Origin of the sequence: Ensifer sp. CCNWLY38 (assembly GCF_037120565.1) — a bacterium.
Lineage (GTDB): Bacteria > Pseudomonadota > Alphaproteobacteria > Rhizobiales > Rhizobiaceae > Ensifer > Ensifer adhaerens_H.
The window spans coordinates 208,028-233,716 of sequence record NZ_JBBBBO010000002.1; the positions used below are offsets into that span (position 1 = coordinate 208,028).

Genomic DNA, 25,689 nt, shown 5'->3' on the forward strand with positions numbered 1-25,689 from the left:
CGTTCCCCCTCCCAAGACGCAACCTACTCGCTCGCAGCCGCACCGCCGGTGCGGGCCGCGCGACCGCCGCGGCGTCCACCGGAAGCTGCTGCCGGTGCGGCCGCAACGACGTGGCCGCCCTCGGCCGGCTTGTGGTCGCGATAGGTCTTGATCCAGTGGGTGCAGTTCGGGTCGGTACCGTTCAGCACGTTTGCGGCGCGCACGGCTTCCATTTCCTGCGGGCGGCAGGGGTTCATGATCGCAGACGTCATGCCGGCGCCGATAACCATGGGGATGAAGCCGGCATTGATGCCGTGGCGGTGCGGCAGGCCGAAGGAGATGTTGGAGAGGCCGCAGGTGGTGTTGACCTTCAGCTCCTCGCGGAGCCGCCGCAGCAGCGCGAAGACCTGCCGGCCCGCGTCGCCCAGGGCGCCGATCGGCATGACCAGCGGATCGACGACGATGTCGTGCGGCTTGATGCCGTGATCCATGGCGCGCTCGACGATCTTCTTGGCTACGGCGAAGCGCACGTCCGGGTCCATCGAGATTCCGGTTTCATCGTTGGAGATAGCCACCACCGGTACGTCGTATTTCTTGACAAGCGGCAGGATCGCTTCGAGCTTCTCCTCTTCGCCGGTGACGGAATTGACCAGCGGGCGGCCCTTGGCAACGCGCAGTGCCGCCTCGATCGCAGCGGTGACGGAACTGTCGATCGCCAGCGGTACATCGACGAGGCCCTGGACGATTTCGAGCGTCTTGACGAGCAGCGGCGGCTCGGTCTCGTTCGGGTTGACGGCGGTGACGCCGGCGTTCACGTCGAGCATTGTCGCGCCCGCTGCGACCTGTTCCAGCGCATCCTTGATCACCGTGTCGAAGTTGCCCTCGATCATTTCGGCGGCGAGTTTCTTGCGGCCGGTCGGGTTGATGCGTTCGCCGATGACGCAGAACGGCTGGTCGAAGCCGATGATGATCTCGCGGGTGGCGGAAGCGACGATGGTCCGGGTCATGCAGGGTCCTTTGTCATTTGGCGTCGGGCTATGTAATCACGCCCATGAAGTCGATGATAGGCGCCTTCTGATCGGCGCCGGTTTTGTCTGCGGTCTGGTCAGTGCGGATGATGGGCTGCGGCTTCGGCCATCTGCTGCTGGTTTTCTTCCTTGCCTTCGCGAATATGCTCCAGCCGCTCGGCAACGAGCGCATCCTCAGGCAGCGTCTCGTGTTTCCAGGGCCTGCGGCCCTTCAGCACGCCCGATTCATGCACGATCTCTGCGACATATTCTTCCTGGCGATAGGCCATCACGTGGATGCCGGAGACGCCTTCGATCTCCTTCACCTCGTTGATGATGTCGATGCAGAGCTGCTTGCCTTCCTTCTTCTGGTCCTGCGCGCCTTCAAGCCGGGTGATGATGCTGTCGGGGATATGGATGCCCGGCACGTTGGAGCGGATCCAGCGGGCGGTCTTGGCCGATGCCATCGGCCCGACGCCGACGAGGATGTAGCATTTTTCATGCAGGCCGAGGTCGCGCACCTTCTTCATGTATTCGCGGAACATCGGCACGTCGAAGCAGTACTGGCTCTGGACGAACTGCGCGCCGGCCTCGATCTTCTTGGCCAGACGATAGGGGCGGAAATCATAGGGCGGCGCGAAAGGGTTGATCGCGGCACCCAGGAACACCTGCGGCGGCGTCGTCAGCTTGCGGCCGGAAAGGAATTTCGAATTGTCGCGCATGATGCGCACGGTTTCGAGCAGCGACATGCAATCAAGGTCGAAGACCGGCTTTGCGCCCGGCTGGTCGCCGGCCTGCACGCCGTCGCCGGTCAGGCACATGATGTTCTGCACCCCCATCGCCGAGGCGCCGAGCACGTCGCCCTGGATGGCAATGCGGTTCTTGTCGCGGCAGGCGATCTGCATGATCGGCGCATAGCCCATGCGGGTCAAAAGCGCGCAGATGCCAACCGAGGACATGTGGCAGTTGGCGCCGGATGCATCCACCGCGTTGATGCCGTCGACCCAGCCGTCGAAGACCGCCGCGCGTTCGTAGACGTCCTGCGGGTTGGCGCTGTCGGGCGGATTGAGCTCGGCGGTAACGGCAAATTCGCCGCGACGCAGAACACGCTCCAGACGGCCGCGGGAGGAATGGCCGGGCAGGGGCTCGAGCGGCGCGCCGGGATCGAAGGGATTGATGTCTGGGCTCATGCCTGGCCTTCCTTGGATGCCGCTTCACGGCGCGCTGCGGCTTCCGCCGTCACGCGCAGCCAGGACGAGGTTTCGCGCAGCGACTGGTTGACCGGCTTCTGCACATTCATGATCGCGTTGCCCTTCTCCATGTTCTGCGAGCCCTTCCAGGCCTGCACCCACACGCAGGGCATGTCCGGCTCGACCTCGCAATTGCCGTTGGCACGCACGCCGCCGCAGGGACCGTTGCGCAGCTGCTTCGGACAGTTCATCGGGCAGGACATGCCAGTTGAAGACAGCGCGCACTGGCCGCACATGCGACAGTCGAACAGGAAGCCCTTGACGTGACGCTCGACGAAGGTCACCGGCCGCTCGACCCGGCCGTATCCGATCGCGTTCCAGAGCGGATGCAAGAGCAGGAATACATCGGCGAAGCGGTTGTAGAACCACTCGAGGAAACGGGAGTTGCGCACGGCCCAGAGGCGAACCGTATATTTGTGGCGCGACCGGCGGCTCGGAGAAACCCCGGTCGGGGTATAGGCGCCGGTCGCAGCCTTTGCCCCAGGTGCTGCGTTGCCCTTCATGATCTTCGCTTCGCCTGCAGGTTTGGCATCAGCCATTGTCGCGGCCTCCGGCCTTGACCAGTGCGACGAGCCGCTCGCGGTCATAGGCCGCTTCGAGTTCGGCCGCGGCCTGATCCGCTTCCGTTTCCAATTCGTCGGAGACCGGCACCGGATCAGCCTTGCGCCATTCGGCGAGATAATCGTCGGTTTCGGCGGCACCGGTGCGCATGGCGCACATGTCGATCGCCTCGGTGAAGCGCAGCGACAGCTCGCGTTTTGCCGTCGTGCGGCCCTTCTTGATGATGACCTGGGCCGGAATGTCGCGCCAGTAGACGATAATGCGATCTGCCATCGGGTGTCGTTCTCCTCCCCTGCATGTTTCCTTTAGTCGGAGCCGATTAAAGATCAAAAACATGCAGCACTCAAAGTGCTACAGCGACCTTTGCGCGTCTGATAAGGCGCGCGGCGCTGTAGGTGCGACAATGCGCATGTACAGGCGTCCGGGCTCATCTCGCCACGACGTCGGATATGTCCAAAAACGACGCTGGGCGACGAGCCGCCGCGAGCGCGCTTCAGGAGACGCGCGAGCGTCGGTCGAGCGGCTGGGCGTGTCAATGCCGTTCGGAGCGGATTGCCCACAGTTTCAGGCTTTTAGCGCGCATGCGACCGGATCGATAACCCTTTGCACCGCTTACCAGATACGACGTGTGAGCCCGTTCCACAGCCAGGTCCAGATGGGCGGGTGAAACCATTGTCGTGACGGACCTGCGACATCGACAGTCCGCAGATTTCCGTCAAGCGCATCTGTGACTGCGGCGATCGCAATATCGGTGGAAGCAGCCGTCTGCAGCAGCGGGTAGGTGTGCATCGTGTCGCTTTGGCTCGGCCTTTGGCGTGACTGGTAGAGCACGCTGCCGGTGTCGACCCCGGCATCGACCAGATGCACGGTCGCACCGAAGTTTTCGGCATCGTCGTTGACCAGCGCCCAGTAGCCGCCCATCAGGCCGCGATAGGCGGGATTGATGCCGGCGTGGAAGTTGAGGACCGGGCAGGGGATCGCGGCAAGCGTTTCGGCCTTCAGCATGCGGCAGCTTATGAGGAAAACGACACCGGGTTTCAGCGCGCGGAAGTGCACCAGAGTTTCGGCGTCGTTGATCGAAACCACGGATTTGACCGGGATCGACGGATCGGGCCTGTCCGAAACCTTGTAGGTGGCAACAATCTCCTCTGCACGACGGCGGGTAAAGCGCTTGCCGAAGCGCGAGGCGATCATGGTGGCAAGCTGCCCGAGCGCCGTCAGCCAGCCGAGCTTTCGGACGCGACGGCGCAGGAACACAGCTTTCGATTCCGGCTGTTCCTCGATGACGGTGATGTCGGAAAAGCGCGCGGCGAGCGCATTGATCATGATCCACGGGTTCTCGCCGCCCGCCGTGACCACGACGATACGGCCGGCCCGCTTGCCGGTAGTGATGGTCTCGTTTTCTGCGTCCGCCATGCCGGCCCCTGAAGCGTTGGTCGCAACAGCTATGGGGGCCGCCACGTTACCGGCTGCTTAATGGCGGGTCTTGGGGAGCAGATGCCAGGATCTTATCCGCTTTCAGTGATTCCACTTGAAAGCGGGCTGCTCTAGCGGAAGTCGGCGGCCGTGAGGACATAGATTGTCCGGCGCCCCTGGGCATATGCTGCTTTTGCGACTTCGTAGATCGAGTTGCGTGCGGCGTCGAATGCCTGGAGGCAGGCCGCCTCGGTCGTCCGGGCGGGCGCGCCACGGGCGAGGGCCGACGCCTCGACATAGAAGGGCACTTCGAACATGCCGTCGTGGCCAAGGAAGCGAACGGCGTTCCTCGCACCATCGAAGCTTCGGGATTGGTTTGGGAAGCTCAGTGGCATGGCGTGATCCTTGTACAGCGCCGCGCCATCACAAGACCCGGCCGAAGAGAATTGTGGTAATGACGACGGCAACCGCGAGCGAAAGGGCAATCCAGGCAAGCAGACCACGATAGTCGAAGAGATAGATCTGAGCCGGTATGTGGTACTTCATGATCGCCTCCTGTGGCTGATCTGTTCGGACCGCTTGGCTTGGTGTTTACAAGATGTGTGCGGTTCTGAACGCCCGTTCGGCCCGTGCGATCGCGTCCTTGCCGGCATCGACGAGTTCCAGATTGCCTTCATCGGTCACCCGCTCATGGCATTCGCCGTTGCTCCGTATGCGGTACTGGAGCGCATTGTCACGGATCGGCAGCGTCGCGGTTATGCGATACGTTTCTCCGACAATTGACTCGCTCGTCAGCGCCCCCCTGGAACGGACAAGCTGGCCAACGTGAAAGCGGTGGACCGGTGGCTGGTCGCGCGGACTGCGGATGATGCGTTTCGTGAAAGATAGAGTATTCATGATGGTCTCCGTCCTCTTTAAGCGTGCGTAGGGACATTCGGCCGGACAGCTGTTGCGCGCCGGCTATCGACGGATCAATGATTGCTCGTTGCAATGGGGCGGGCGAACAGACGGCTCGAAGCAGATGTGTTTCGAGACGACGCGTGGGCCGCAAGCACTGGAACCGAGCTTGCCTGTCTGTCGAGAATTTAGGAGATTGGGGCGGTTCGAAGTTTTGATACCGCGAAAGCCACATCGGCCAAATCTACTTGCCTAACATAGCGCGTCGATTGAGTTTCAATTGAGGCGGTTGTGTATGTTGGCGGAGGCGTGCGACGCGGCCGGAGCGCTTGCCGGCGAATTGGCTTTGACTGGCGATTTCGGTCATGACGGCCCCGCGCAAAGATAGGGCCACAGATATGACGACTCGCCTGCTACCGCCGGCTTAATTTGTTCCAGTACCACTCGGCCACACCGCCGCCGAGCACGACCAGAGCCACGGACTCGACCAACTTCACGTCGTCGGTGAGGTTGCAGACCGTACCAACCAGCAGGGCCAAAAGCAGACCGGCGGCGGATCCTATGGCGTAGGGCAGGTATTCGACGACGTACCTCATGAGTGTCTCCGTAGGTAGGAGCGAATGGCACCTACGATATATCCGACCACAACGGCAAGCGCGCCGCCAAGCAGCATGTTTTTCGCAGCCCAGAACATCGTTCCCCGATAATGGACCGGTACCGGCAGGAAGAGAAGGAAAAGGATCGAGGCGGCGCTGAGCAGAAGGGCTGTGGTGGTCAGCGTCCAATAGGGCGAGAACCAATGCAGGATGGCTTTCCCAAGCAGCAGCAACGTCATTACATAGAGAAACAAGAGAAACAAAAGCAGGGCCAAGAGGTTGATGGGCTCGCCTTCGGTTTGCACGTTGCTCCCTCTCATTCCAGCCGGTGCGCACAGGTTGCGCTGTCGCGCCATATTAAGCGCAGAGTAGCGGTAAAAACCGCGCTGTGAAAAGCCCTCATTTTGTCCGGGGCGAAATCGGGCGGCGGCGTGATGGGCAACTGAGTGAGGCGCGATCGCAAGGAGCCTGCCGTTGCTGCCGGCTCACGACGCCGCAGTGATGCGGCGGTGAATACCGCCGAGGCTTCCCTTGAACCGCTCGAACGTCCCGTGCTCCGTCAACTCTCGCAGCACCTGTTCGTTGATGCCGCCGCGGGTCGCGTAGTCCTGAGCGAGATGCGCGAAGCTGGCATCCGGTGTCGTTTCCGGTGCCTGTCCCAAGGCCCCAAACAGCGAAGCCACATAGTCACGGCCCTTCGCGTCCTCGACGCCGTTGTCCTTTAGCCAGCTATGGATCGTTTCGAGATATTTGAAGTAGCTGGCATAGGTGGCAGTCGCCACGCGCGAAATCTGGGGCCGCGGCGGGGATTGCCGCTGCTTTCGGCGGTCGAAAGCGGCGTCCTTTGGCCCAGCCTATTTCATATAGGCGCGCACCACGTCCACCAGTTCCGCCGCGGCTTCATCCCGATCCTTCTGCGACAGGTCGGCCGCGGCCAGATGCATGTGGATGTGGTCCTCGACAACTTCCGCCATCAGGCCGTTGACCGCGCCGCGGATGCCGGCGATCACCTGCATGACTTCGGCGCAGCCTTTTTCTTCCTCGAGCATCCGTTCGACCGCCTCCATCTGGCCCCGGAGCCGTCGGACCCGGTTGATGAGCTTCTGTTTTTCACGGATGGTATGGGTCATCGGTCACTCCGGTTTCGGGCGCCGTCACTATGCGGCCCGTGCTTCCACCTCCACGGTGACATGCGACAAATCGTAAATGGCGGCAAGCTTCTCGCGATAATAGGACGGTGCCCGCGGGTTGTCGGCAACAATCGAGACGATCGCCCCGTGGTGACCCGGTCCGAGCTGCCAGACGTGCAGATCGACGATCTCGGCATTTTCCTTGGCGACGATCTCGCCGATTTCTTCGGGCAGGTCTTCGCCCTCGGGAATATAATCCAGCAGGGTTGCGCCGGTGTCGCGGATGAGACCGAAGGACCAGTGCGCAATGACGATTGCGCCGACGATACCCATGGCGGGATCGAGCCACAGCCAGCCATAGATCGCACCCAGACCGAGAGCGACAATCGCGAGAACCGAGGTCAGCGCATCGGCGAGGACGTGTAGATAGGCGGCGCGCAGATTTCGATCCTGCCCGCCATGGTGTCCGTGGTGATGCCCATGGTGGTCGTGATGGTGATGGCCGTGATCATCCTTCAGCAGCCAGGCGCAGACCAGGTTGACGACGAGGCCGGCGACGGCGACGAGAATGGCCTCGCTGAAATCGATGCTGACAGGTGCGCTCAGGCGCTGGAGGCTTTCCCAACCGATCAGCAGCGCGATGAGCGCCAGAACGATGGCGCTGGAGAAGCCTGCGAGGTCGCCAAGCTTTCCGGTGCCGAAGGTGAAACGGCGGTTGTTCGAATGCTTGCGCGCATAGAGATAGGCGAGTGCGGCAATCAGCATCGCAGCGGCATGAGTCGACATGTGCCAGCCGTCGGCAACGAGCGCCATCGACCCGAAGAGCTGTCCGGCAGCGATCTCGATCACCATCATCGTTGCGGTGACCGCGATGACGATCCAGGTGCGCCGCTCGTTGCGCTCGTGATTGCCGCCGAGGAAGACGTGATCGTGGCGCGCCGCGAGCACGCGTCCTTCGCCATGCGAATGCCCGTGGTGACTGTGATGGTGATGATGGTCGTGTTGGTGATTGCTCATGCCGCAGGCTCCAATATTATATAGGGGGGTACCCTATATTGAGCACGTCGTAAAGTGCTCTGTTCCGCAGCCCTTCCGTGGGCGGTTGTGGTTGGCGGGAAGAGGGCGCCGGGCGCTTCCGGGGCCGTGATCGGCTCTAGCCGGCTCGACCGAGGGCGACGGCCGAGCCCGTGAACGGCAGCACCCGCTTGTAGCCCGCCGGCGTCGGCTCGATCTGCGTGGCGGCGGACGTGCCGAATTGCGTGATGCCAGCGCCGAGATAGTGTGCCACATCGTGGCGGCGACCGCTGAAATCGAACGGTGCGCTTGCGATCAGGCGGGCCGAAAACACATTGGTGCCGAACAGTGCTGCCGTCGTCCCGCCAGTGGTGTCGGAGACCGTGGTTCCTACAACCAGGCTGGTCCGCCGGAACGTGCCGATACATTCTCCCTTGGCGAAGGAGGCGGGGTCATCGAAGGTTCCAACCGGCTTGCGCTGAAGATAGAGCGAAAATTCGCCGACCGGGTCGAGGCCGAGAGACAAGACACCGTTTGCCGCCGCTTGCGCCTTGAACGGTTTTGCCGCGAAGGTGAAATGGGCGGTCGTTTCGCCCGGTTCACCGTCAAACATCCGCGCATCAAGAAAAGGCAGGTGCAGGAAATAGCCGTAGTCGGCCAACGTGCCGTCGTTCGCCTCGTAGAAGCGACCGGTGACATACCAGGCGAGTTCGGCGGGAAGCAGTGCGCTCATGACGGGCAATCCTGTGGTCAGCGGTTGCAGCCAGCAGGTTGTGCAGCGTTCTGTCCTATGCGGGAAGGGCCATCGGGGTGCGCGTGCCGGTCGGGACGCCCAATCAGCCGATAGAGTAAATGCGCGCTACCGGGGCCGACGTGGGATGGCTCAATCTGCGACACCGTTCGCCATACGTGACAAGTCGCATGCGTCCTCGCGCCTCCGCCTCACGCCCTCAGCAGTGAAGTCGCCAGATCGCCGTAGCCGGTGAAGCGGTATTCGTATTCGAGACCGAGATAGTCCGCCTTCTTCGCCTTCTCCTGCAAAGCCTTGTCTTCCTGTTGCGAGAGGTAAACCAGCTTGCGGTAATGGCCGAAATACATGTCCCGCAGTTCCGGGTGCCGATCAAGGCCGAGCGGTTCGATGACGAAGGCATCGAACTGGCGGGCGAGGAAGTCGGTGAGGAAAAAGGCGGTGATGTCGTCGTCCCAACGGCGGGCGAAATCCTCGTTGCCGGCAAAGAAGGAGTAACAGTGCGGGCCGGGGATGCGCTCGACCTTTTCCTCCTCGCACAACCGGTCGAGATGGCCGCCGGAACCGCAGCCTTCGCCCGGCTCGATAAAGGATCAAGCCGGGCTGGTGTTTGCGTCAGGCCGCTTTTTCGGCGGACTGATTGACGACCTTGGTGGCGATCGCGGTCAGGGCAATGTCCGTCGCCTGCTCTTCGTCGAGCGTCGTCTGAAGCAGCTTGGCGGCGTCTTTCATGCCCAGCTCCAGCGCCCAGGTCCTCAGCGTGCCGTAGCGTGACATTTCGTAGTGTTCGACAGCCTGTGCGGCTGCAAGCAGTCCGGCGTCGAGCGCGGGCGAGCCTTGATACTCTTCCATGATCGAGGCGCCTTCCTTGGTGATGCCCATGATCGCGTCACAGGTCTTCTTTTCAGGCTTCTTGCCGATGATCTTGAACACTTCGTCCAGCCGCTCGACATGGACCTTTGTCTCTGCGAGATGCTTGATAAACGCGTCCTTGAGCGGCTTGCTCTTGGCGGCATCGCGCATCTTTGGCAGTGTGTCGACGATCTTGTTCTCGGCGAAGTAGACGTCCTTCAACGTATCGTGAAAAAGCACGTCCAGTGTCTTGATGTCCTTGGCCATGATGGCTCCTGTTGTTCGAGGGCTCACTGTCATGTTCCAGGCGACGCGCCTGGCCGTGCTGGTGCCCGTGAGCGGCGGCCAGATAGCAGAGATCGGACGGTTGGAATGGCGGTCACAGCTCGACGGATAGTGTGACTATTGAGCGTCTCGACCGTAAATCTGTTGCCTGTGTTCAGCCGAGGTGGTGGTTCTCTCGGGGCAATGCTGTTCGCATGTCAACGATGGAGTCGCGCTTCGCCTCGGGCAAGATGCCCCGTGTTTCATACCATAGGGCACATTCAAGGAGCGAAGCCTCGTCGGTATTGCCGAACCGAAACTCATCCATAATGAATCTGGCCAGGCGGTCGGCATGGTCGCCGGGACGCTTTTTCGAGCAGGTCGCCTCAAAAACCCTCCGGACCACCACGATGTCGTGGGGGCTGAGATTATGGCCCGTCAGGTTGGGCAGCGTGTACATCGAATTCTCCCTTCACCGGCGCCGGAATAGCGCACGCGATCAATCGGTTAGCCGCAAGCGGCGGTCAGGCCGCAGGCTTGGCGACGACATCCGAAACGGCGCCGCCTTCGTCATCCCATCGGTCAATCGCCTCAGCTTTCAACTGTGCCGGCGTCTGATGTGCGCCGTTTGAGGCATCCGCACGCTCTGCAAGTGCTGCGGCGAGCGTCGCGCTGGTGTCGATGCCGCTTTCGAGAGCAGTCATCAGGAAGCGTGCCGCGGCAAGCCGTCCGGCCGGATCTGCCGTCGCTGTTGTTCCGTAGAAACCGGCAACGGTAAGCACCTCGACCAACAGGCTGAGGTCATCTGAATCAAGATAGTGTTCTGGATTGCTGGAAGACATTACGTCCTCCTTTGGTTGGGGCGCAGGCACGGAAAGGCCTGTTTGCGACAGCGCCCGCTTCAATCGCTGTCGATGGAGCACCCTGCACGCGTTGTCGCGCCAGCGCAACGAACTTCACTCAAGCACCTTGAGTGTGTTTCGACTGGTCCCGGGGCGCCATTATGTCTCGTGCGTCCATCGCATTTGCCAGATCGAGCCGGCGGGGGCCGGCCTTTGCGAAGATTTCGCGCGCGGCAAGCGGTGGCAGGCGATAGGCCAGAATGAACTCTTCGAGATCGTAGACTGCGTCCCAGCCACGAAGCAGGGCCTCTTTGTCATACTTGAAATGCCTGGTCACTGGAGACGCTCCCGCGTGTTGGATCGGTGCTTGGCGCAAAGACGGCCAATTGTCAGGCGGCAGAGGAAGCGTCACGGTTGGAGATATGATCTGGTAGCTAAACGAGGTGGAGCGCACATGGTTCCAAAATAAATTCTGAAGTCGACGAGATTTAAATTGAATAGTTACAGATCGTGAGACCTGGTTTTTCTCGAGATATGTTTTCGAGTGTTTCTTCTCTTGAAGATTGTTTCGGTTTGTCTTGCGCATGTCGTTGTATATGCGTGTAGTATCCAAATTGTTTGTGTGTTTGTCTATTTGTGTAGATCGAGAGATTGTGCCTATATGCTTGGATCGATGAATTTTCCCCAGGCCTTACCCATGACCCTTGCTGTTATCTCCACCTATGCTCTGGCACTGTTCCTGGCCGCGGTCACTCCGGGGCCTGCCATGTTCGCGGTCATTTCCACCAGCATCAGCCGTGGTGTTGGCCCGGCGCTGGCCTGTGGCTTCGGTATCGCGCTCAGCGATATGGTGCTCGTAAGCGTCGCGCTTGCTGGCCTCACGGTCATTGCACAGACGTTCGGCTGGCTGTTTCTTGCCATCAAATATGCTGGCGCCGGCTATCTGATTTTCCTCGGATATCGGATGTGGCGCGCGGCTGCGACGGTTGAGGCGGAGGTGGCATCGGGCGAGCGCAGATGGATGCGCTCGCTGGCGCTTGGCGCTGCCATCGGCTTCGGCAATCCGAAGGCGATCCTCTTTCATGCCAGCCTGATGCCGCTGATCCTCGACCTCGAAAGCCTTGATCGCTTCGGGATCGGGACGGTGCTTGCCGTCGTTTTCGCGGTCAATGTTGTCACGATGGGTGGCTATGCGCTCTTGTCTGCGGCATCGTCACGGTGGTTCCGCACCACCCGGGCGGTCCGGGCGCTGAACCGGGTGGCCGGCAGCGCCATGATTGCCACCGGCCTCGTGATCGCCGCGCGCAGCTAGATCTGCCGCGGCCACTTCGGCCGCCGTTCCATCATGCGCTGATCAGCGACGTCGCCAGATCGCCGTAACCGGTGAAGCGATATTCGTATTCAAGCCCGAGATAGTTCGCCGCCTTCTTCGCCTTCTCCTGCAGGGCCAGATCCTCCTGCTGCGAGAGATAGACCAGCTTGCGGTAATGGCCGAAATACATGTCCCTCAGCTCCGGATGCCGATCAAGGCCGAGCGGTTCGATGACGAAGGCCTCGAACTGGCGGGCGAGGAAGTCGGTCAGGAAAAAGGCGGTTATGTCGTCGTCCCAGCGGCGGGCGAAATCCTCGTTGCCGGCAAAGAAGGAGTAACAGTGCGGGCCGGGGATGCGCTCGACCTTTTCTTCTTCGCACAACCGGTCGAGATGGCCGCCGGTGCCGCAGTCGGCATAGGCGACGAAGATGCGCTCGAAGCCTTCGGCGCGCGCCTTGGCGATGGCATCACGCACACCGGGGGTAATCTTGTCCGGGGTGTTGTGCCAGATGGCGGGCAGACAGTTGAGGTCGATATGGGCGAGCCCGTTTGCCTCGCAGATCGCCAGGATTTCGCGCGCGATGGCGCCACAACCGATCACGTGAACTTTTTTCGGTTGTGCACGTTCTATTGCCGACGATACTTTTTCCATCTTGATTCCATGTGGCTATCAGCGGGAAGGAACCTGACCATGACAGTAAAGACCCTTGCAACCGTCGGCGCCGTTCTCGTCGCCCTCTCAACGCTCACCGCCTGCGGCAACACCATCCGCGGCATCGGGCAGGATACTGCAAACACTGTCAACGCGACACAGTCGGCCGGCAAGAAGGTGGCGAACTCCGTCAACTAAGCCTGACGGCGAACGACTGGGCACGGCCTCCGTCACCTACGCCGAACCAGCCAGACATAAGAAAGCCGGCCGCGGATTTCACCCCTGCGGCCGGATTCGTCATTTCATGGCCTTCGAAGCTCAGCCGGCCGCCAGGCGGTTGTGCTTGCGCTTCATGAAGTCCTTGGCGGTTTCGACGGCGATCGCCGCGTCGCGGCAATAGGCGTCGGCGCCGACGGCCTTGCCGAATTCCTCGTTCAGCGGTGCGCCGCCGACGAGAACGACGTAGTCGTCGCGCAGTCCCTTTTCCTTCAGCGTGTCGATCACGACCTTCATATAGGGCATGGTGGTGGTCAAAAGCGCCGACATGCCGAGAATGTCCGGCTGCTCGCGCTCGATCGCTTCGAGATAATTCTCGACCGGGTTGTTGATGCCGAGGTCGACGACGTCGAAGCCCGCACCTTCCATCATCATGCCGACGAGGTTCTTGCCGATGTCGTGAATGTCACCCTTGACGGTGCCGATCACCATCTTGCCGAGCTTCGGTGCGCCGGTTTCGGCGAGCAGCGGGCGCAGGATGGTCATGCCGGCCTTCATGGCGTTTGCCGACAAGAGCACTTCCGGCACAAACAGGATACCGTCGCGGAAGTCGATACCGACGATGCGCATGCCTTCGACCAGCGCCTGGGTCAGGACGTCGTAAGGCGTCCAGCCGCGCTTGAGCAGGATGTGGGTCCCGTCCTCGATTTCTTCCTTCAGGCCGTCATAGAGGTCGTCGTGCATCTGCTGCACAAGTTCTTCGTCGGAAAGGTCCTCGAGAATGATTTCATCGTCTGCCATATTGGGGTTCCTCGGTTCCTGGCACGGTCGCGCAAACTTAGCACGCGTCCACCAATCCATAACGGTCGATTTCTAAAAATCTGTTTTCGAAAGCGACGTCGCATATGACAAAAAGCGACGGGAGGGCAGCTTCTTTTGACGCCTGCATATTCTTAACAAAAACAATATATTCGCGCCACGCGGTTTTTGGCCTCCTGTGGTCGCTTCTCGGTAGTGTTCGAGTTGCGCCACTCCTTGGCGCATTGAGACCCGCAAGGCCCCCTATGCTTGGTAGCATTAGGACCAATTGATGCTTGAAGGCGCAAAAAGTGATGCGCGGGAGAGGAAAAGCGAATGAGCGACGTGACAGATCAGGGCGTGGGTGAAGGCGGCGGTCGCCGCTCGCGTGGCGAGGGACGGGGAGCGGCAGCACGGCGTGCGTCGCGTACCGGCGGCGGTCCGGGACCGTCTCTGCCCTATATCCAGCGCAAGATTCGCGAATATGAGGTCCTCGACGAAGAAGGCTTGCAGCTCATCGAGCGCAATGCCGACACGATTCTTGAGGAAATCGGTATCGAATTTCGCGATGACGCCGAGGCGCTCGAACTCTGGAAAGAGGCCGGCGCCGACGTGCGCGGCCAGCGCGTGCATTTCCCGAAAGGTCTCTGCCGCGAACTCCTGAAGACGGCGCCGTCTGAATTCACCTGGCATGCCCGCAATCCGGAGCGCAACGCCCAGGTCGGCGGCAAGGCGACGATCTTCGCGCCGGTCTACGGCCCGCCCTTCGTGCGTGATCTGGAAGGCAATCGCCGCTATGCGACGATCGAGGATTTCCGCAATTTCGTGAAGCTCGCCTATATGGCGCCGTCGATGCACTCGTCCGGCGGCACGGTCTGCGAGCCGGTCGACATCCCGGTCAACAAGCGCCACCTCGATATGGTCTACAGCCATATCAAATATTCCGACAAACCCTTCATGGGCTCGGTCACGGCGCCGGAGCGCGCAGAAGACACGATCGCCATGGCGAAGATCGTCTTCGGCGACGAGTTCGTCGAAAACAACTGCGTCACGCTGAACCTCATCAACGCCAACTCGCCGATGGTTTTCGACGAGACCATGGTCGGCGCGCTGAAGGTCTATGCCCGCCACAACCAGGCCTGCGTGCTTTCGCCGTTCATCCTCTCGGGCGCCATGAGCCCGGTGACGGTTGCCGGCACGCTGACGCAGATTCTGGCCGAAGTTCTCGCCGGTGCCTCCTTCACCCAGCTCATCCGCAAGGGCGCGCCGGTGCTCTTCGGCACCTTCGCGGCCTCGATCTCGATGCAGTCGGGCGCTCCGACCTTCGGTACGCCGGAGCCGTCGCTGGTCTCCTATGGCGCGGCCCAGCTCGCACGTCGCCTGAAGTTGCCGTTCCGTACCGGCGGCTCGCTCTGCGGCTCCAAGGTTCCGGATGCGCAGGCCGCGCACGAATCGGCGAGCACCCTCAACATGACGCTGCTTGCCGGCACCAACTTCGTGCTGCATGCCGCCGGCTGGCTCGAAGGCGGTCTCGTCTCGTCCTATGAGAAATTCATGATCGACCAGGACCAGCTCGGCATGATGCAGAAGATGGCCGAGGGCATCGATCTCTCCGAAGAAGCCCAGGCGCTCGACGCAATCCGCGAAGTGGGCCCGGGCAGCCACTATCTCGGCTGCGCCCATACCCAGGCCAACTTCCAGACCGCGTTCTATCGCTCGCCACTCGCCGACAACAATTCCTTCGAGCAGTGGGAAGTGGAAGGCGAAAAGCGCATCGAGCAGCGTGCCAATGCGCTCGCCCGCACGTGGCTGGAACACTACGAGGCGCCTTATCTCGATCCTGATATCGACGAAAAGCTCAAGGCCTATATCGCGAGCCGCAAGGACTCGATGCCGGACGCTTTCACCTGAAAGGGTCCCGAGCGAGCCAGGGAGCAAGGCGGCGCGGCGCAGGTGGCCGACATGATCCAGAAGGAGGTCTGGCGCCCGCATTACGAACTAGAGGGGCCGAAACCGAAATGACGGCGCCTTCCGCGACAGCGGACAAGATTGTCGAGATGGTCCGTGCGGCGCTGGCGCCGCACGGACTTTTTTTGCGCGGAACGGTGAACTTCTCTTCCGCAGAGGCAGCACCGCTGCTGGCCGATGGGCGACCGGCGGCAGGCGTGGTGCTGATCGGTAATATCGGCGGCTTGCTCTGGCGGGCCTTCAGTGCCTGGCGGGCGGGCCTGCCGGATCGTGGCGGTGCCGATCCGCTCGACACCTGGTCGAAGGCGGTGATAGAGCCGGTTGCCGCAGCCTGCGGGGCGACCGCCTATTTCCCATCCGATCCGCCGTGGCAGCCTTTCCAGCAATGGGCGATGCGGGCAGAGGGCCTGAAACCTTCGCCGCTCGGCATCCTCATCCATCCGCGTTACGGGCTCTGGCACGGCTACCGCGGCGCGCTTGCCTTCGACAGGCCGCTTCCCGAAACCGGCGAGCGCGCGGCGGAGCATCCTTGCGATCGCTGTGCCGCAAAGCCCTGCATCTCAGCCTGTCCGGCAAATGCGCTTGCCGAAGAGCGCTTCGATATCGGCCTCTGTCGCGGGCATCTGCGCAGCGAAGCGGGCAGGGCGGGTTGCCTGTCGGCCGGCTGTCTTTCGCGCGACGCCTGTCCGGTCGGGGTGGATTATCGCTATCGTCAGGAACAGCTTCGCTTCCACATGGCGGCCCTCAGCCTCTAGAGTGGGACGAGGGAAGTGTCTCGGTCTTTCGGCCGCATCGCCCTAACTTACGAGAATCGATCGCGTTTATGATTTGGAGGCGCGCCCCAAAAATCACTGTGATCTCGGCGATCCGGCTATCCTCCTTGTCCGCAAAGATGGTGGAAATCTCCAAAATGACTAAAATTGGAGATGTCTTGGAAAGATAATATTATCGAATTTACACCGATCTGGACGGCGTGGCGTTGGAGTCCATCGTATGAGAGGCAGCCCAGTCGTATCCGTGAGTAACTATCCTCCGCACCTTTCGCGCGAGGAGGTGGAAGCGCAGATCTCTCGTCTTAACAGCATCCACGACGCAAACAGCCAGGTCCTCGAGGAAGCTTTCAAGCGCCTGCTGGCGATCGGCGCCGGCCACGCCGCCGTCATTGCCGCCTGCATCACCGGCTTTGATGCCCTGGTGGACCGTTCGGTCTTTTCGGGCGGTTTCCTTCCCGATGCCATCGACCTGCTCCGGAAATTCGCACTGACCGTCAGCGCCCTTGGCCTGTTTCTCACTTTCCTGGCGATCGGCAACAATTTCGGCGAGGTGCAGAAGGAAGCGAAGCGCCATGCGGTGAAGCTCGCAACGACGCTCAGGGAAAAGCGCCTGCTGCTTTCGCTGTCGCAGGATGTGCTGAACCGCGATCCCAAATCCTATGTGCTCGCAGGTGTCGGCGGCTTTGCCTGCCTCTGCGTGATCTTCGGGCTGGCGGCCGCGGCCGGGTGCTACGGGCTTGTGATTGCCATGGGGCTGCTCGCGAGCGGCTGACGCCTTTCGGTGGTTTTGCACCAGAACCGCCGCAATCTCCGTCATGCTTGGTCGCTGATTCGATTGGACCTTTTGCCATGCCGCTTTTTCCAAAACCTATTCTCGTCGGTGCCGTTCTGTCAGCTGGCCTTGCCGGCCCTGCGGCTGGCGCCTGCCGTGACGTCAGCCATCTCGGGCAGGACTATGTCGCCTGCAGCTTTGATCCCGCCGAGAGTGACATCCGCCTCTACAACAAGGACCAGGCCGGCGTGCCGTTCCGCTCTTTCCGGGCGCTGTCGCTCGAATTGCGCCACCGTGAGGAGTACATGGCGTTTGCGATGAACGGCGGCATGTATCACGACGATCTGTCGCCTGTCGGCCTGCATATCGAGGAGGGGCGCGAGCAGGCGCCGCTCAACACCAATACCGGCTGGGGCAATTTTCATCTGCTGCCGAACGGAGTGTTCTACGTCGATGACGGCAAGGCCGGCGTGATGGCGGCGGAAGCCTATCGTGATGCCGGGATCACACCGCGCTTCGCCACCCAATCCGGGCCGATGCTGGTGATCGACGGCAAGCTGCATCCGCGTTTTCTGCCCGACAGCACCAGCCTCAAGACCCGCAACGGCGTCGGCGTGACGGACAAGGGCGAGGTTGTCTTCGTCGTGTCGAAGCGCCCGGTGCGCTTCCACGATTTCGCGACGCTCTTTCGTGACACGCTTGATTGCCCCAATGCGCTCTTCCTCGACGGCACGATTTCCAGCGTCTACGCGCCCGAGATCAACCGTCACGACCGGCTGTTCCCGATGGGGCCGATGATCGCCGTCGTCGGAAAATTTCCACGCTGATCGAAAAAGTGTGTTTTCCACCCAAGCAATCGGCAGCCTGCAACGTCTAAGGTTCAAATGAGGTGAGGGCGGGCACGGATTTGGACGCTGAACTCGTCGAAAAGGCGGTAGGTGGTGACCGACAGGCTTTTGGTCAGCTGGTCGAGCGGCACTATGATTTTGTCCATGCGGTCGCCTGGCGCTGGTCCGGCAACGCGTCGGATGCCGAGGATATTGCCCAGGACGTGTGCCTGCGCCTGGGCGCCGCGATCCGCGGCTTTCGCGGCACCAGCCGGTTTCGCACCTGGCTCTACACGCTGACTTTGAATGCCGCCCGCGATCACAAGAGACGGCAGGTGCGCGATATCCGGCGCATGCAGGCCTATGCCAGCGAGCAGGCGACAATCGCTCCGCCCGAGGATCCCGATGAGGCGCAGCGCGAGGCGCTGTGGGCGGCGGTGCGGGAGCTGCCGGAAAAGCAGTGCGACGCGGTGCTGCTCGTCTATGCCGAGGGGCTCAGCCACGCGGCAGCCGCCGACGTGCTCGGCTGCTCGGAAGCAACCATATCCTGGCATGTGCATGAGGCGCGCAAGCGGCTGACGACATTGCTTGGCAAGGAGGCCGTGTGACCATGAGCGACGATTTCGAAAAGCTTGGCCGGCTTACCCCGCCGAAGGCTTCTGCGGAAGCGCGCGCCCGCGCGCTCACTGCGGCCATGCAGGCCTTCGATACGGCAGAAGAAAATTCGACTGCCACCCAAGGATCGGTTCAGCCGGGTCGTCAAAGCTCCATCTTGAACCGGATATGGAGCCCCATCATGAACCGGAAACTGCTTGCCGGCTCGGCACTCGCCACACTTCTCGTCGTGCCTGCCGCAGCCTTTCTGACGCTGGAACTGACGCGCAACGGTGCGCCCTTCGGCGAGAGCGCGCAGGAGATCGCACTGAAGGCCGAGGCGAAGAAGGAAGTGGAAAGGCAAAAGGCCGAGCCGCAGGTGGCGGCGAAAAAGGCAGCGACAGATGAACTCGCGCGCCAGCGGGAGGCTAAAACCCTGGAGGCGCCCGCCAGCGCTTCGGTGGAGAGCGAGGCTGCGGCGCCAGCCGCCGAAGCCGACGCCATGGCCAACCGTGTCGCGACCGACAGTGCCGCTCCGCTCTCGGCCGTCGGCGGTGCTCAGCCGCAGATGACCTTTCTGCCGGCGCCCGTCCCTCAGGAGGAAATGCGCCCCGCACTGCCGGAAAACCGTGAGCGCTTCGGCAAGGCCGACAGCAATCCGGTGAAAAGCGTTGCGACCGACCCGGTCTCGACCTTCTCGGTCGATGTCGACACGGCAGCCTACGCCTTCGTCCGCCGCTCGCTGATGGAAGGGCAGATGCCGCAGCGTGACGCCGTGCGCGTCGAGGAGATGGTCAACTACTTCCCCTATGATTGGCCACGGCCGGCAAGTGCAGCCGAGCCGTTCAAGGCGACGGTGACGGTAACGCCGACGCCCTGGAACGGCGGCACGCGGCTGATGCATGTGGCAATCAAGGGCTACGACGTCGTGCCGGCGCAAGCGCCGAAGGCAAACCTCGTTTTCCTGATCGACGTCTCCGGCTCCATGGACGAGCCGGACAAGCTGCCGCTGTTGAAGGGCGCCTTCCGGCTGCTGGTTGAGAGATTGAAGCCAGAGGATACGGTTTCGATCGTCACCTATGCCGGCAATGCCGGGACGGTGCTGGAGCCGACCGCCGTCAAGGACAAGGCGAAGATCCTGGCTGCCATCGATACCTTGCAGCCGGGTGGCTCAACCGCCGGCGCCGAGGGCATCGATGCGGCCTATGGGCTCGCCGAGAAAGCCTTCATCAAGGGCGGCGTCAACCGTGTCATGCTGGCGACCGACGGTGACTTCAATGTCGGCCCGTCGAGCGACGAGGACCTGAAGCGGCTGATCGAAGACAAGCGTAAGAGCGGCATCTTCCTCTCCGTGCTCGGCTTCGGCCGTGGCAATTACAACGATGCGCTGATGCAGACGATCGCCCAGAACGGCAATGGCACGGCGGCCTATATCGATACGCTTGCCGAAGCGCAGAAGACGCTGGTGGAGGAGGCTGGCTCGTCGTTGTTCCCGATTGCCAAGGACGTCAAGCTGCAGGTCGAGTTCAACCCGGCGGCGATCGCCGAATACCGGCTGATCGGCTACGAGACGCGCGCCTTGAAGCGTGAAGACTTCAACAACGACAAGGTGGATGCCGGCGACATCGGCTCCGGCCATAGTGTGACGGCGATCTACGAGGTGACGCCGACGGGAAGCCCTGCGGTTCTCAACGACGACCTGCGCTACGCGGAGGCACAGAAGCCGGCGGCAGAAGCGAGTCCGCATGGCGGCGAGCTCGCCTTCCTGAAGGTCCGTTACAAGAAGCCTGACGGCGACAAAAGCGAGCTGATCACCACGCCGGTGACCGAGGCCAATGCAGTGACGGCGCTCGCTGAGGCGCCCAACGACGTCCGCTTCTCCGTCGCAGTTGCTGCCTTCGGGCAGAAGCTCTCGGGCGCGTCGGCACTCGCCGACTATTCCTATGACGCGGTCATTGATCTTGCCGCCGCTGCCAAGGGTACCGACCCGTTCGGCTATCGCAGCGAGTTCGTCAATCTGGTGCGGCTGGCGAAGGGCCTCGGCGGTTCGAGGAATTGAAGGTGGCTCGGGTTGGGGCATTTGCCCCTCATCACGCGGTGAGGGAAGCCCCTCATCCGGCTGCCGCCACCTTCTCCCCGCCTGCGGGGAGAAGGACTCGCCGCATCGGTTTCAGCCCGCATGAACTTTGCTATGCGGGGGGCTGAACCCGCCACGAAGCTTCGCGGTTGCCTAGTTCCCTCTCCGTGCCCGTGGGGAGAGTGTTAGGGTGAGGGGCGATTGGCGGCCTCCGCCACCCTCATTCCTGTGCCTGTCACAGGAATCCAGCGACGGCGCGTCTGCGCCGTCAATGAATCCTGGCTCTTGGATGTTGATCATTCCCTTGCGCCGCCGACGCGGCGCGGCTGGATCCCTGTGACAAGCACAGGGATGAGGGCGTAGAGGTTTGGAGCCTGCACTATCGCCCCCCCACGGTGGTCGAGCTCATATCGAGGAGGGGGCTGTCGTTTCACGCCTTCGGAAAAGCGCGGTCCGGGCCGCCGGCCTTCGAAAGCCCGGCCTTGAACGCCTGGTAGGCGGCGTGCTGGCTGGAACGGCCGGCTTCCAGCAGCCGCATCTGCAGGCGGGCGGGTGCGGTGCTGCCCAGCCACTCGCCGAGCTTTTCAAGCTTAAGCGAGTTCAGGAACTTGGCCTCCGAGGCGAGGTCGAGGTGGCGATAGAGGCCATCCATCAGACGCTCGTCCTGCTCGGGGTTTTCCATCAGCAGGCGCAGGCAGGATTGGTCCGCTTCGCTAAATGCCCCAAGCTTCTCGGCGACGGTATCCCGGTCGGGAAAGGAGGCGGGGCCGGCGTTCATGTAAGTCTCCGTCTGCGTTTCCGAGCGCGCGGCGCGCTCTGCGAGGCGCACATGGGGTCGCTGTAGCACGTTGAATTGCTGCATGGTTTCGTCCGTTTCCGGTACGAACTGGCAAGCAGCGAATCTTCCTGTCATCGGGGATAGGCCAGCGGCCATCGCTGCGCAAGCTGCAGCGCATATGCAGCTTTTGAACAAATCATCCAATATTGACAATTAGTCTAGATTCGGAAATAAGCGGGCATGACCATTGCACCCGCCTTTGCCTCCATCCTCGCCACGCACGCGCCGACGGCTGCTGCGATCAGCGCCTTGCTCTACCCGCATGGAGAGGTGGTGCTGCATGATCTCAAGACGGGTACGATAGCGGGGATATGGAACAGTTTCTCCGGTCGCGCGGTCGGCGAAGATTCGCTGATCGAGGACGAGTTTGCCGCGGTTGGCGGCGCCGACGCGGTGCTCGGTCCTTACGAAAAGACCGGCGCAGATGGTCGCCGCTTCAAGTCGATCTCCGCCGTGCTGCGTGACGGGGCGGGCGAAGCGGTCGGGCTGCTCTGCATCAATTTCGACATGTCGATGATCGATACGGCGGTGAAGCTGCTTTCGGCTTTTGCCGGCGCCGAGCAGCCAAGGCCGCAGGCGCTGTTTTCGCGGGACTGGCGCGAGGAGATCAATGCGACCCTGCATGGCTGGTTGAAGGAGCGGGGGCTGGCACTTTCGGCGTTGAAGCGCGGCGATCGCGTGGCGCTGGTGGCGGCGCTCGATGGGCGCGGACTGTTTCAGACGCGCAATGCCGTCGATCACCTGGCAAGCCTCATCGGCGCCTCGCGCGCCTCGATCTACAATTATCTTGCTGCGGCACGCGGCGAGGCACCCTGATTGAAACATGCGCAACTCCGGACGGAGACCGCTTCGCGTCTCTCCGGAGTTGGCTGATCTGCAACCGTTTCGCGCGCCGTCGGGCGCCGAGAGGAGGAGATTTCCATGACGACCTTGCCCGATTTCCGGCTCGAAACCCATTTCTCCCGCTGGGAGTTCAATGCCCGCCACCATATGACGGCGAGCGACAGCCAAACGACCAGCATGAGCGATCTGCTGGCACTTGCCGATGCTGAGGACCGCGCCGCCTGGGAGGGTGTTACGCTCGGCTACACAGAGACCTATGGCGCGCCGGCGTTGAGAGCAGCGATCGCCACGACCTATGAAGGGCTTTCGGCCGCAGACATCCTTTGCTTCGCCGGCGCAGAGGAGGGGCTCTATTGCGCCATGCTGGCGCTGCTCGGGCCGGGTGACCATGCGATCGTGACGGTGCCGAACTATCAGTCGATGGAAACTTTGCCGGTGACGATCGCCGGCGCCGTTACCGGCGTGCCGCTCAGGCCGGAAAACAACTGGCGGCTCGATATCGCCGACGTGCGCGCTGCCTTGAGGCCCAACACCCGGCTGATCTGCATCAACTTCCCCAACAACCCGACCGGCGCCATCGCCGACCAGGAAACGTTCCGGGCTCTGGCGGCGCTCTGCGCCGAGCGCGGCATCCATCTCTTCAGCGACGAGGTCTATCGCGGCCTGGAGCGGGATCCGGCGCTGCGCCTGCCCCAGGCAGCCGAACTCTTCGAGCGCGGCATCTCGCTGAACGTCATGTCCAAGGCCTACGGGCTTCCGGGCCTCAGGATCGGCTGGATCGCCTGCCGCGACCACGCGCTGCTCGAGCGCATGGAGAAGATGAAACACTATCTGTCGATCTGCAATTCGCGCCCGTCGGAAGTGCTGGCGACGATCGCGCTCAAGGCCCGCGCGACGATCCTCGATCGCAACCGGGCGCTGGTCGCCGACAATCTGGACAAGCTTTCTGCCTTCTTTGCAGAGTTTCCGGATCTCTATGAATGGCGGGCGCCTGACGGAGGCTGCGTCGGTTTTGCCCGCTATCTCGGCGCCGACGGCGTCGAAACCCATTGCCGGCGTCTCGTGGAGGAGGCGGGCGTGCTTCTCCTTCCCTCGAGCCTCTTCGTTTCCGATCTTCTTCCGGTTGCAACCGATCGCTTCCGTGTCGGCTTCGGCCGCAAGGATATCGAGACGGGGCTCGATGCCTGGCGCCGGCATCTGACCGGGCTTCGCGCATCCGCCTGACGCTGCCTGCAGCCTGCCGGAATCTCGTCTTCTGCCGCGGCGGCCTGCGGTCGCCGCGGCGCAAATTTGTGGCCGTGCCCAGAAATCGCACGAATGTGGATATAGGCTCGGTGGCAATGGTCCTGTCGTTAGGACCGTGTTAACCAGCGGCTCCTGCCACCGAGTGTTTCTTCCCTGTTGATGCATTACAGACCCGAAATCGATGGACTGCGCGCGTTTGCCGTGGTGCCAGTTCTCCTGTTCCACGCCGGTTTCGGCCTTGTTGCCGGCGGTTTTGCCGGCGTCGACGTCTTCTTCGTCATCAGCGGCTTTCTGATCACCTCGATCATCCACCGGGAAATCCGCGACGGGAGCTTCAGCATCGTCCGCTTTTACGAGCGGCGGGCCCGCCGGCTTGCGCCCGCGCTCCTCTTGGTTTGTGCCGTTTCGATCCCATTCGCGCTTCTGTGGATGCTGCCGCAGGAGCTCAACACTTTCGGCAAGAGCCTCTATGCCGTGAATTTCTTCGCTTCGAATTTCTTGTTCTGGGACCAGACGGGATATTTCGAGCCGAGCACCGAGCTGATGCCGCTGCTGCACACCTGGTCGCTGGCGGTCGAGGAGCAGTTCTATCTCGTCTTTCCGCTGCTCCTGCTTGTGCTGCGCCGCGTGTCTGCGGCAACGGCGCTGAAGGTCGTGCTGGCTCTCGTCGCCTTGAGTTTTGCGATGACGCAGCTCCTGGCGCGCGTCGATCCGGCGGCGAATTTCTATCTTCTGCCCAGCCGCTTCTGGGAGCTTGGCATCGGTGCGGCCCTTGCGCTTGTGGGTGTCGATAGGCTCGATCTGGCAAAAGGCCGCCGCGAACTGCTCTCGGGCCTTGGTCTGGCCGCGATCGTCGCGAGCTATCTCTTCGTTCCGGAATCGGCCTTCTATCCCGGCTTTACGACGGTGCCCGTGGTGCTCGGAACGGTGCTGGTTCTTGCCTTTGCGCACGGCGACACCGCCGTCGGCCGGCTACTGTCGCTGAAGCCGCTCGTGGCCATCGGCCTCATCAGCTACAGCCTTTACCTCTGGCACCAGCCGGTCTTCGCCTTCGCGCGGCTGAGGGCGATCGACGGGATCCCGGCCGGAGGCTATGCGCTCTTGATCGTGCTGTGTTTCGCGCTCGCCTATCTCAGCTGGCGTTTTGTCGAGCAGCCCTTCCGCAAAGCCAAGCGCATCGGGCGCGGCGCGGTCTTCGGCGCGACGCTTGCCGCCGGATCGGCGGCGATCGCACTCGGCTTCGGCTTCGATGGTTCGGACGGACTGGTTGCCAGCAACCGCGAGCTCGCGCAGTTGACACAGCCGAGCGTCGGTCTCGGCAAGAAATGCGATGCCGTCGCCGATCTCACATGCGCCACCAGCCCGAAGCCGGAAGTCGCGGTCTGGGGCGATTCCTTTGCCCGCCACCTCGTCGATGGCGTCATCGCCTCGAAGCCGGACGTGCGGCTGGTGCAGCTTGCCAAGAACAATTGCGGGCCGTTCCTGAACCTGGCGCCCGTCGTTCCCCGGCTTGGTCGCAACTGGCCGCAGGACTGCGCGCGCTACAATGACGACGTCCGCCGCTTTCTGCTCGCCAACCGGTCGATCCGCTACGTCGTGCTGTCCTCGCAGCTCAGCCAGTATCTGCAGCAGGAGACGGTGCTCGTCGACGGCCGCAAGGAAATGCCGTCGGAGGTGAGCCTTCTCAGCGATGGCCTGCGAACGACGCTCGCCTGGCTGAAGGCCAATGGTTTCGAAGCCGTCTTCGTGGCGCCGACACCGCATGACGGCCGCGATACCGGGCTCTGCGTTGCCAGGGCACGGTTGCTCGGCGAGCCGGATCAGCGCTGCGAGCCGGCCCTGAAGGACGTGCGCAAGTACGATCAGGACGTGCTGAAGGTTGTCGCCGATATCGCCGACGAGTATCCGGTCGTCAGCTTCATGAACTATCTCTGCGATGCGGATAGCTGCAAGGTCGCGGACAAGGGCGTGTCGCTCTTCGAGGACTTCGGGCATTTCTCCGCGCAAGGGTCCCGGCAGATGGGCCGCGCCTTTGACTTCTACCGATCCTTCACCCAGGCGGCGGAGCGCGATGTTCTTTCGTGGCGTGAGCCGGGCAGTCTGCCGCTCTTCGGGAGCGCCGATCTCTAGATCATTTCATTGTTTCGTCGAATCAGTGAAATGATCTAAGTCTTTGAAATGGCCCAATTCCGGACGGAAAACCGCTTCACACTTTTCC

The 25,689-nt window shown here is 62.2% G+C and carries 32 protein-coding genes and 1 pseudogene; 11 read left to right on the forward strand and 22 right to left on the reverse strand.

Annotated elements, in window-relative coordinates; genetic code table 11:
- Positions 1-23: 23 nt before the first annotated feature.
- The 19 genes and pseudogenes from V7S54_RS05230 to V7S54_RS05320 all read right to left on the reverse strand — a co-directional run bounded on the left by V7S54_RS05230 (position 24) and on the right by V7S54_RS05320 (position 10,893).
- On the reverse strand, positions 24-986 hold the full coding sequence (locus V7S54_RS05230; protein WP_065376563.1) for a methyltetrahydrofolate cobalamin methyltransferase: 963 nt from the start codon (positions 984-986) through the stop codon (positions 24-26).
- A 98-nt stretch (positions 987-1,084) separates the two neighbouring features.
- The gene (locus V7S54_RS05235) at positions 1,085-2,176 is read right to left on the reverse strand and encodes a methylenetetrahydrofolate reductase (protein ID WP_058323481.1); all 1,092 of its coding nucleotides are present in this window, start codon (positions 2,174-2,176) and stop codon (positions 1,085-1,087) included.
- Positions 2,173-2,775 (reverse strand): methylenetetrahydrofolate reductase C-terminal domain-containing protein, encoded by a 603-nt coding sequence (locus V7S54_RS05240; protein ID WP_065376562.1) that lies wholly within the window; start codon positions 2,773-2,775, stop codon positions 2,173-2,175. The genes V7S54_RS05235 and V7S54_RS05240 overlap by 4 nt, the downstream gene beginning before the upstream one ends.
- Positions 2,768-3,070: a virulence factor gene (locus tag V7S54_RS05245; protein ID WP_065376561.1), complete on the reverse strand. Its 303-nt coding sequence runs from the start codon at positions 3,068-3,070 to the stop codon at positions 2,768-2,770. The genes V7S54_RS05240 and V7S54_RS05245 overlap by 8 nt, the downstream gene beginning before the upstream one ends.
- 339 nt (positions 3,071-3,409) lie before the next feature.
- Entirely contained in the window at positions 3,410-4,213 is an 804-nt protein-coding gene (locus tag V7S54_RS05250) for a formyl transferase (protein ID WP_065376560.1), read from the reverse strand.
- Between the two features lie 131 nt (positions 4,214-4,344).
- Positions 4,345-4,608, reverse strand: a complete 264-nt coding sequence (locus V7S54_RS05255) for a DUF1488 domain-containing protein (protein ID WP_065376559.1) — start codon at positions 4,606-4,608, stop codon at positions 4,345-4,347.
- 28 nt (positions 4,609-4,636) lie between these two features.
- Positions 4,637-4,759 carry a hypothetical protein gene (locus V7S54_RS05260; protein WP_268753074.1) on the reverse strand — a complete coding sequence of 41 codons (123 nt, stop codon included), beginning with the start codon at positions 4,757-4,759 and terminating at the stop codon, positions 4,637-4,639.
- A 45-nt stretch (positions 4,760-4,804) separates the two neighbouring features.
- Positions 4,805-5,110 (reverse strand): hypothetical protein, encoded by a 306-nt coding sequence (locus V7S54_RS05265; protein ID WP_065376558.1) that lies wholly within the window; start codon positions 5,108-5,110, stop codon positions 4,805-4,807.
- Between the two features lie 413 nt (positions 5,111-5,523).
- The gene (locus V7S54_RS05270; RefSeq protein ID WP_065376557.1) at positions 5,524-5,706 is read right to left on the reverse strand and encodes a hypothetical protein; all 183 of its coding nucleotides are present in this window, start codon (positions 5,704-5,706) and stop codon (positions 5,524-5,526) included.
- On the reverse strand, positions 5,703-6,011 hold the full coding sequence (locus V7S54_RS05275; protein ID WP_336408422.1) for a hypothetical protein: 309 nt from the start codon (positions 6,009-6,011) through the stop codon (positions 5,703-5,705). Before V7S54_RS05275 ends, V7S54_RS05270 begins: the two co-directional genes overlap by 4 nt.
- A gap of 180 nt (positions 6,012-6,191) precedes the next feature.
- On the reverse strand, positions 6,192-6,488 hold the full coding sequence (locus V7S54_RS05280; RefSeq protein WP_176707612.1) for a hypothetical protein: 297 nt from the start codon (positions 6,486-6,488) through the stop codon (positions 6,192-6,194).
- A 72-nt stretch (positions 6,489-6,560) separates the two neighbouring features.
- Positions 6,561-6,836 (reverse strand): metal/formaldehyde-sensitive transcriptional repressor, encoded by a 276-nt coding sequence (locus V7S54_RS05285; protein WP_043619696.1) that lies wholly within the window; start codon positions 6,834-6,836, stop codon positions 6,561-6,563.
- Positions 6,837-6,863: 27 nt separating this feature from the next.
- Entirely contained in the window at positions 6,864-7,853 is a 990-nt protein-coding gene (gene dmeF, locus V7S54_RS05290; protein WP_336408421.1) for a CDF family Co(II)/Ni(II) efflux transporter DmeF, read from the reverse strand.
- A gap of 136 nt (positions 7,854-7,989) precedes the next feature.
- Positions 7,990-8,583 (reverse strand): hypothetical protein, encoded by a 594-nt coding sequence (locus V7S54_RS05295; protein WP_065376555.1) that lies wholly within the window; start codon positions 8,581-8,583, stop codon positions 7,990-7,992.
- 209 nt (positions 8,584-8,792) lie between these two features.
- A pseudogene (locus tag V7S54_RS05300) lies at positions 8,793-9,167 on the reverse strand (DUF1638 domain-containing protein); the annotation flags it as partial.
- 46 nt (positions 9,168-9,213) lie between these two features.
- Positions 9,214-9,717, reverse strand: coding sequence for a YciE/YciF ferroxidase family protein (locus V7S54_RS05305; protein ID WP_065376554.1), 504 nt, complete (start codon positions 9,715-9,717; stop codon positions 9,214-9,216).
- A gap of 172 nt (positions 9,718-9,889) precedes the next feature.
- Entirely contained in the window at positions 9,890-10,174 is a 285-nt protein-coding gene (locus V7S54_RS05310; RefSeq protein ID WP_065376553.1) for a hypothetical protein, read from the reverse strand.
- A gap of 64 nt (positions 10,175-10,238) precedes the next feature.
- The gene (locus tag V7S54_RS05315) at positions 10,239-10,556 is read right to left on the reverse strand and encodes a hypothetical protein (RefSeq protein WP_065376552.1); all 318 of its coding nucleotides are present in this window, start codon (positions 10,554-10,556) and stop codon (positions 10,239-10,241) included.
- Positions 10,557-10,674: 118 nt separating this feature from the next.
- Positions 10,675-10,893 carry a hypothetical protein gene (locus V7S54_RS05320; RefSeq protein WP_058323210.1) on the reverse strand — a complete coding sequence of 73 codons (219 nt, stop codon included), beginning with the start codon at positions 10,891-10,893 and terminating at the stop codon, positions 10,675-10,677.
- A gap of 360 nt (positions 10,894-11,253) precedes the next feature.
- On the opposite strand from V7S54_RS05320, the gene V7S54_RS05325 reads away from it, so the two are divergent.
- Positions 11,254-11,868 carry a LysE family translocator gene (locus tag V7S54_RS05325; RefSeq protein ID WP_065376598.1) on the forward strand — a complete coding sequence of 205 codons (615 nt, stop codon included), beginning with the start codon at positions 11,254-11,256 and terminating at the stop codon, positions 11,866-11,868.
- A gap of 31 nt (positions 11,869-11,899) precedes the next feature.
- Here the strand turns inward: V7S54_RS05325 and V7S54_RS05330 are convergent, their stop codons facing one another.
- Positions 11,900-12,520: a DUF1638 domain-containing protein gene (locus tag V7S54_RS05330; protein ID WP_065376551.1), complete on the reverse strand. Its 621-nt coding sequence runs from the start codon at positions 12,518-12,520 to the stop codon at positions 11,900-11,902.
- A 39-nt stretch (positions 12,521-12,559) separates the two neighbouring features.
- Here V7S54_RS05330 and V7S54_RS05335 point away from each other — a divergent pair, with 39 nt between their 5' ends.
- A complete protein-coding gene (locus V7S54_RS05335; protein ID WP_034788206.1) occupies positions 12,560-12,718 on the forward strand; it encodes a hypothetical protein in 159 nt (52 codons plus the stop codon).
- Positions 12,719-12,838: 120 nt separating this feature from the next.
- Here V7S54_RS05335 and V7S54_RS05340 read toward each other — a convergent pair whose 3' ends face one another.
- The gene (locus V7S54_RS05340; protein WP_057254147.1) at positions 12,839-13,537 is read right to left on the reverse strand and encodes a corrinoid protein; all 699 of its coding nucleotides are present in this window, start codon (positions 13,535-13,537) and stop codon (positions 12,839-12,841) included.
- 333 nt (positions 13,538-13,870) lie between these two features.
- Between V7S54_RS05340 and V7S54_RS05345 the strand changes: the two genes are divergently transcribed.
- The 6 genes from V7S54_RS05345 to V7S54_RS05370 all read left to right on the forward strand — a co-directional run bounded on the left by V7S54_RS05345 (position 13,871) and on the right by V7S54_RS05370 (position 20,527).
- On the forward strand, positions 13,871-15,445 hold the full coding sequence (locus V7S54_RS05345; protein ID WP_065376550.1) for a trimethylamine methyltransferase family protein: 1,575 nt from the start codon (positions 13,871-13,873) through the stop codon (positions 15,443-15,445).
- 107 nt (positions 15,446-15,552) lie between these two features.
- A complete protein-coding gene (locus V7S54_RS05350; protein WP_065376549.1) occupies positions 15,553-16,257 on the forward strand; it encodes a 4Fe-4S dicluster domain-containing protein in 705 nt (234 codons plus the stop codon).
- 262 nt (positions 16,258-16,519) lie between these two features.
- Complete coding sequence (locus V7S54_RS05355; protein ID WP_336408420.1) at positions 16,520-17,047, forward strand: hypothetical protein; 528 nt, start codon at positions 16,520-16,522, stop codon at positions 17,045-17,047.
- A 77-nt stretch (positions 17,048-17,124) separates the two neighbouring features.
- On the forward strand, positions 17,125-17,874 hold the full coding sequence (locus tag V7S54_RS05360; RefSeq protein ID WP_065376547.1) for a phosphodiester glycosidase family protein: 750 nt from the start codon (positions 17,125-17,127) through the stop codon (positions 17,872-17,874).
- 80 nt (positions 17,875-17,954) lie between these two features.
- On the forward strand, positions 17,955-18,482 hold the full coding sequence (locus V7S54_RS05365) for an RNA polymerase sigma factor (RefSeq protein ID WP_065376546.1): 528 nt from the start codon (positions 17,955-17,957) through the stop codon (positions 18,480-18,482).
- On the forward strand, positions 18,479-20,527 hold the full coding sequence (locus tag V7S54_RS05370) for a vWA domain-containing protein (protein ID WP_065376545.1): 2,049 nt from the start codon (positions 18,479-18,481) through the stop codon (positions 20,525-20,527). The genes V7S54_RS05365 and V7S54_RS05370 overlap by 4 nt, the downstream gene beginning before the upstream one ends.
- Before the next feature lie 448 nt (positions 20,528-20,975).
- Here the strand turns inward: V7S54_RS05370 and V7S54_RS05375 are convergent, their stop codons facing one another.
- Positions 20,976-21,323 (reverse strand): hypothetical protein, encoded by a 348-nt coding sequence (locus V7S54_RS05375; protein WP_065376597.1) that lies wholly within the window; start codon positions 21,321-21,323, stop codon positions 20,976-20,978.
- A gap of 240 nt (positions 21,324-21,563) precedes the next feature.
- On the opposite strand from V7S54_RS05375, the gene V7S54_RS05380 reads away from it, so the two are divergent.
- The 3 genes from V7S54_RS05380 to V7S54_RS05390 all read left to right on the forward strand — a co-directional run bounded on the left by V7S54_RS05380 (position 21,564) and on the right by V7S54_RS05390 (position 25,601).
- Entirely contained in the window at positions 21,564-22,199 is a 636-nt protein-coding gene (locus V7S54_RS05380; RefSeq protein WP_336408419.1) for a helix-turn-helix transcriptional regulator, read from the forward strand.
- Between the two features lie 105 nt (positions 22,200-22,304).
- Complete coding sequence (locus V7S54_RS05385) at positions 22,305-23,450, forward strand: aminotransferase class I/II-fold pyridoxal phosphate-dependent enzyme (RefSeq protein WP_065376543.1); 1,146 nt, start codon at positions 22,305-22,307, stop codon at positions 23,448-23,450.
- Positions 23,451-23,630: 180 nt separating this feature from the next.
- Positions 23,631-25,601, forward strand: a complete 1,971-nt coding sequence (locus V7S54_RS05390; RefSeq protein ID WP_065376542.1) for an acyltransferase family protein — start codon at positions 23,631-23,633, stop codon at positions 25,599-25,601.
- The last annotated feature ends 88 nt before the right edge of the window (positions 25,602-25,689 follow it).

Coding starts and splice junctions, on each gene's coding strand:
- V7S54_RS05250 (WP_065376560.1), bottom strand. CDS start 4,213: ATGGCGGACGCAGAAAACGAGACCATCACTACCGGCAAGCGGGCCGGC.
- V7S54_RS05385 (WP_065376543.1), top strand. CDS start 22,305: ATGACGACCTTGCCCGATTTCCGGCTCGAAACCCATTTCTCCCGCTGG.
- V7S54_RS05295 (WP_065376555.1), bottom strand. CDS start 8,583: ATGAGCGCACTGCTTCCCGCCGAACTCGCCTGGTATGTCACCGGTCGC.
- V7S54_RS05330 (WP_065376551.1), bottom strand. CDS start 12,520: ATGGAAAAAGTATCGTCGGCAATAGAACGTGCACAACCGAAAAAAGTT.
- V7S54_RS05255 (WP_065376559.1), bottom strand. CDS start 4,608: ATGCCACTGAGCTTCCCAAACCAATCCCGAAGCTTCGATGGTGCGAGG.
- V7S54_RS05350 (WP_065376549.1), top strand. CDS start 15,553: ATGACGGCGCCTTCCGCGACAGCGGACAAGATTGTCGAGATGGTCCGT.
- V7S54_RS05335 (WP_034788206.1), top strand. CDS start 12,560: ATGACAGTAAAGACCCTTGCAACCGTCGGCGCCGTTCTCGTCGCCCTC.
- dmeF (WP_336408421.1), bottom strand. CDS start 7,853: ATGAGCAATCACCAACACGACCATCATCACCATCACAGTCACCACGGG.
- V7S54_RS05260 (WP_268753074.1), bottom strand. CDS start 4,759: ATGAAGTACCACATACCGGCTCAGATCTATCTCTTCGACTATCGTGGT.
- V7S54_RS05325 (WP_065376598.1), top strand. CDS start 11,254: ATGACCCTTGCTGTTATCTCCACCTATGCTCTGGCACTGTTCCTGGCC.
- V7S54_RS05375 (WP_065376597.1), bottom strand. CDS start 21,323: ATGAACGCCGGCCCCGCCTCCTTTCCCGACCGGGATACCGTCGCCGAG.
- V7S54_RS05315 (WP_065376552.1), bottom strand. CDS start 10,556: ATGTCTTCCAGCAATCCAGAACACTATCTTGATTCAGATGACCTCAGC.
- V7S54_RS05240 (WP_065376562.1), bottom strand. CDS start 2,775: ATGGCTGATGCCAAACCTGCAGGCGAAGCGAAGATCATGAAGGGCAAC.
- V7S54_RS05340 (WP_057254147.1), bottom strand. CDS start 13,537: ATGGCAGACGATGAAATCATTCTCGAGGACCTTTCCGACGAAGAACTT.
- V7S54_RS05230 (WP_065376563.1), bottom strand. CDS start 986: ATGACCCGGACCATCGTCGCTTCCGCCACCCGCGAGATCATCATCGGC.
- V7S54_RS05245 (WP_065376561.1), bottom strand. CDS start 3,070: ATGGCAGATCGCATTATCGTCTACTGGCGCGACATTCCGGCCCAGGTC.
- V7S54_RS05285 (WP_043619696.1), bottom strand. CDS start 6,836: ATGACCCATACCATCCGTGAAAAACAGAAGCTCATCAACCGGGTCCGA.
- V7S54_RS05345 (WP_065376550.1), top strand. CDS start 13,871: ATGAGCGACGTGACAGATCAGGGCGTGGGTGAAGGCGGCGGTCGCCGC.
- V7S54_RS05380 (WP_336408419.1), top strand. CDS start 21,564: ATGACCATTGCACCCGCCTTTGCCTCCATCCTCGCCACGCACGCGCCG.
- V7S54_RS05235 (WP_058323481.1), bottom strand. CDS start 2,176: ATGAGCCCAGACATCAATCCCTTCGATCCCGGCGCGCCGCTCGAGCCC.
- V7S54_RS05310 (WP_065376553.1), bottom strand. CDS start 10,174: ATGTACACGCTGCCCAACCTGACGGGCCATAATCTCAGCCCCCACGAC.
- V7S54_RS05360 (WP_065376547.1), top strand. CDS start 17,125: ATGCCGCTTTTTCCAAAACCTATTCTCGTCGGTGCCGTTCTGTCAGCT.
- V7S54_RS05305 (WP_065376554.1), bottom strand. CDS start 9,717: ATGGCCAAGGACATCAAGACACTGGACGTGCTTTTTCACGATACGTTG.
- V7S54_RS05270 (WP_065376557.1), bottom strand. CDS start 5,706: ATGAGGTACGTCGTCGAATACCTGCCCTACGCCATAGGATCCGCCGCC.
- V7S54_RS05390 (WP_065376542.1), top strand. CDS start 23,631: ATGCATTACAGACCCGAAATCGATGGACTGCGCGCGTTTGCCGTGGTG.
- V7S54_RS05265 (WP_065376558.1), bottom strand. CDS start 5,110: ATGAATACTCTATCTTTCACGAAACGCATCATCCGCAGTCCGCGCGAC.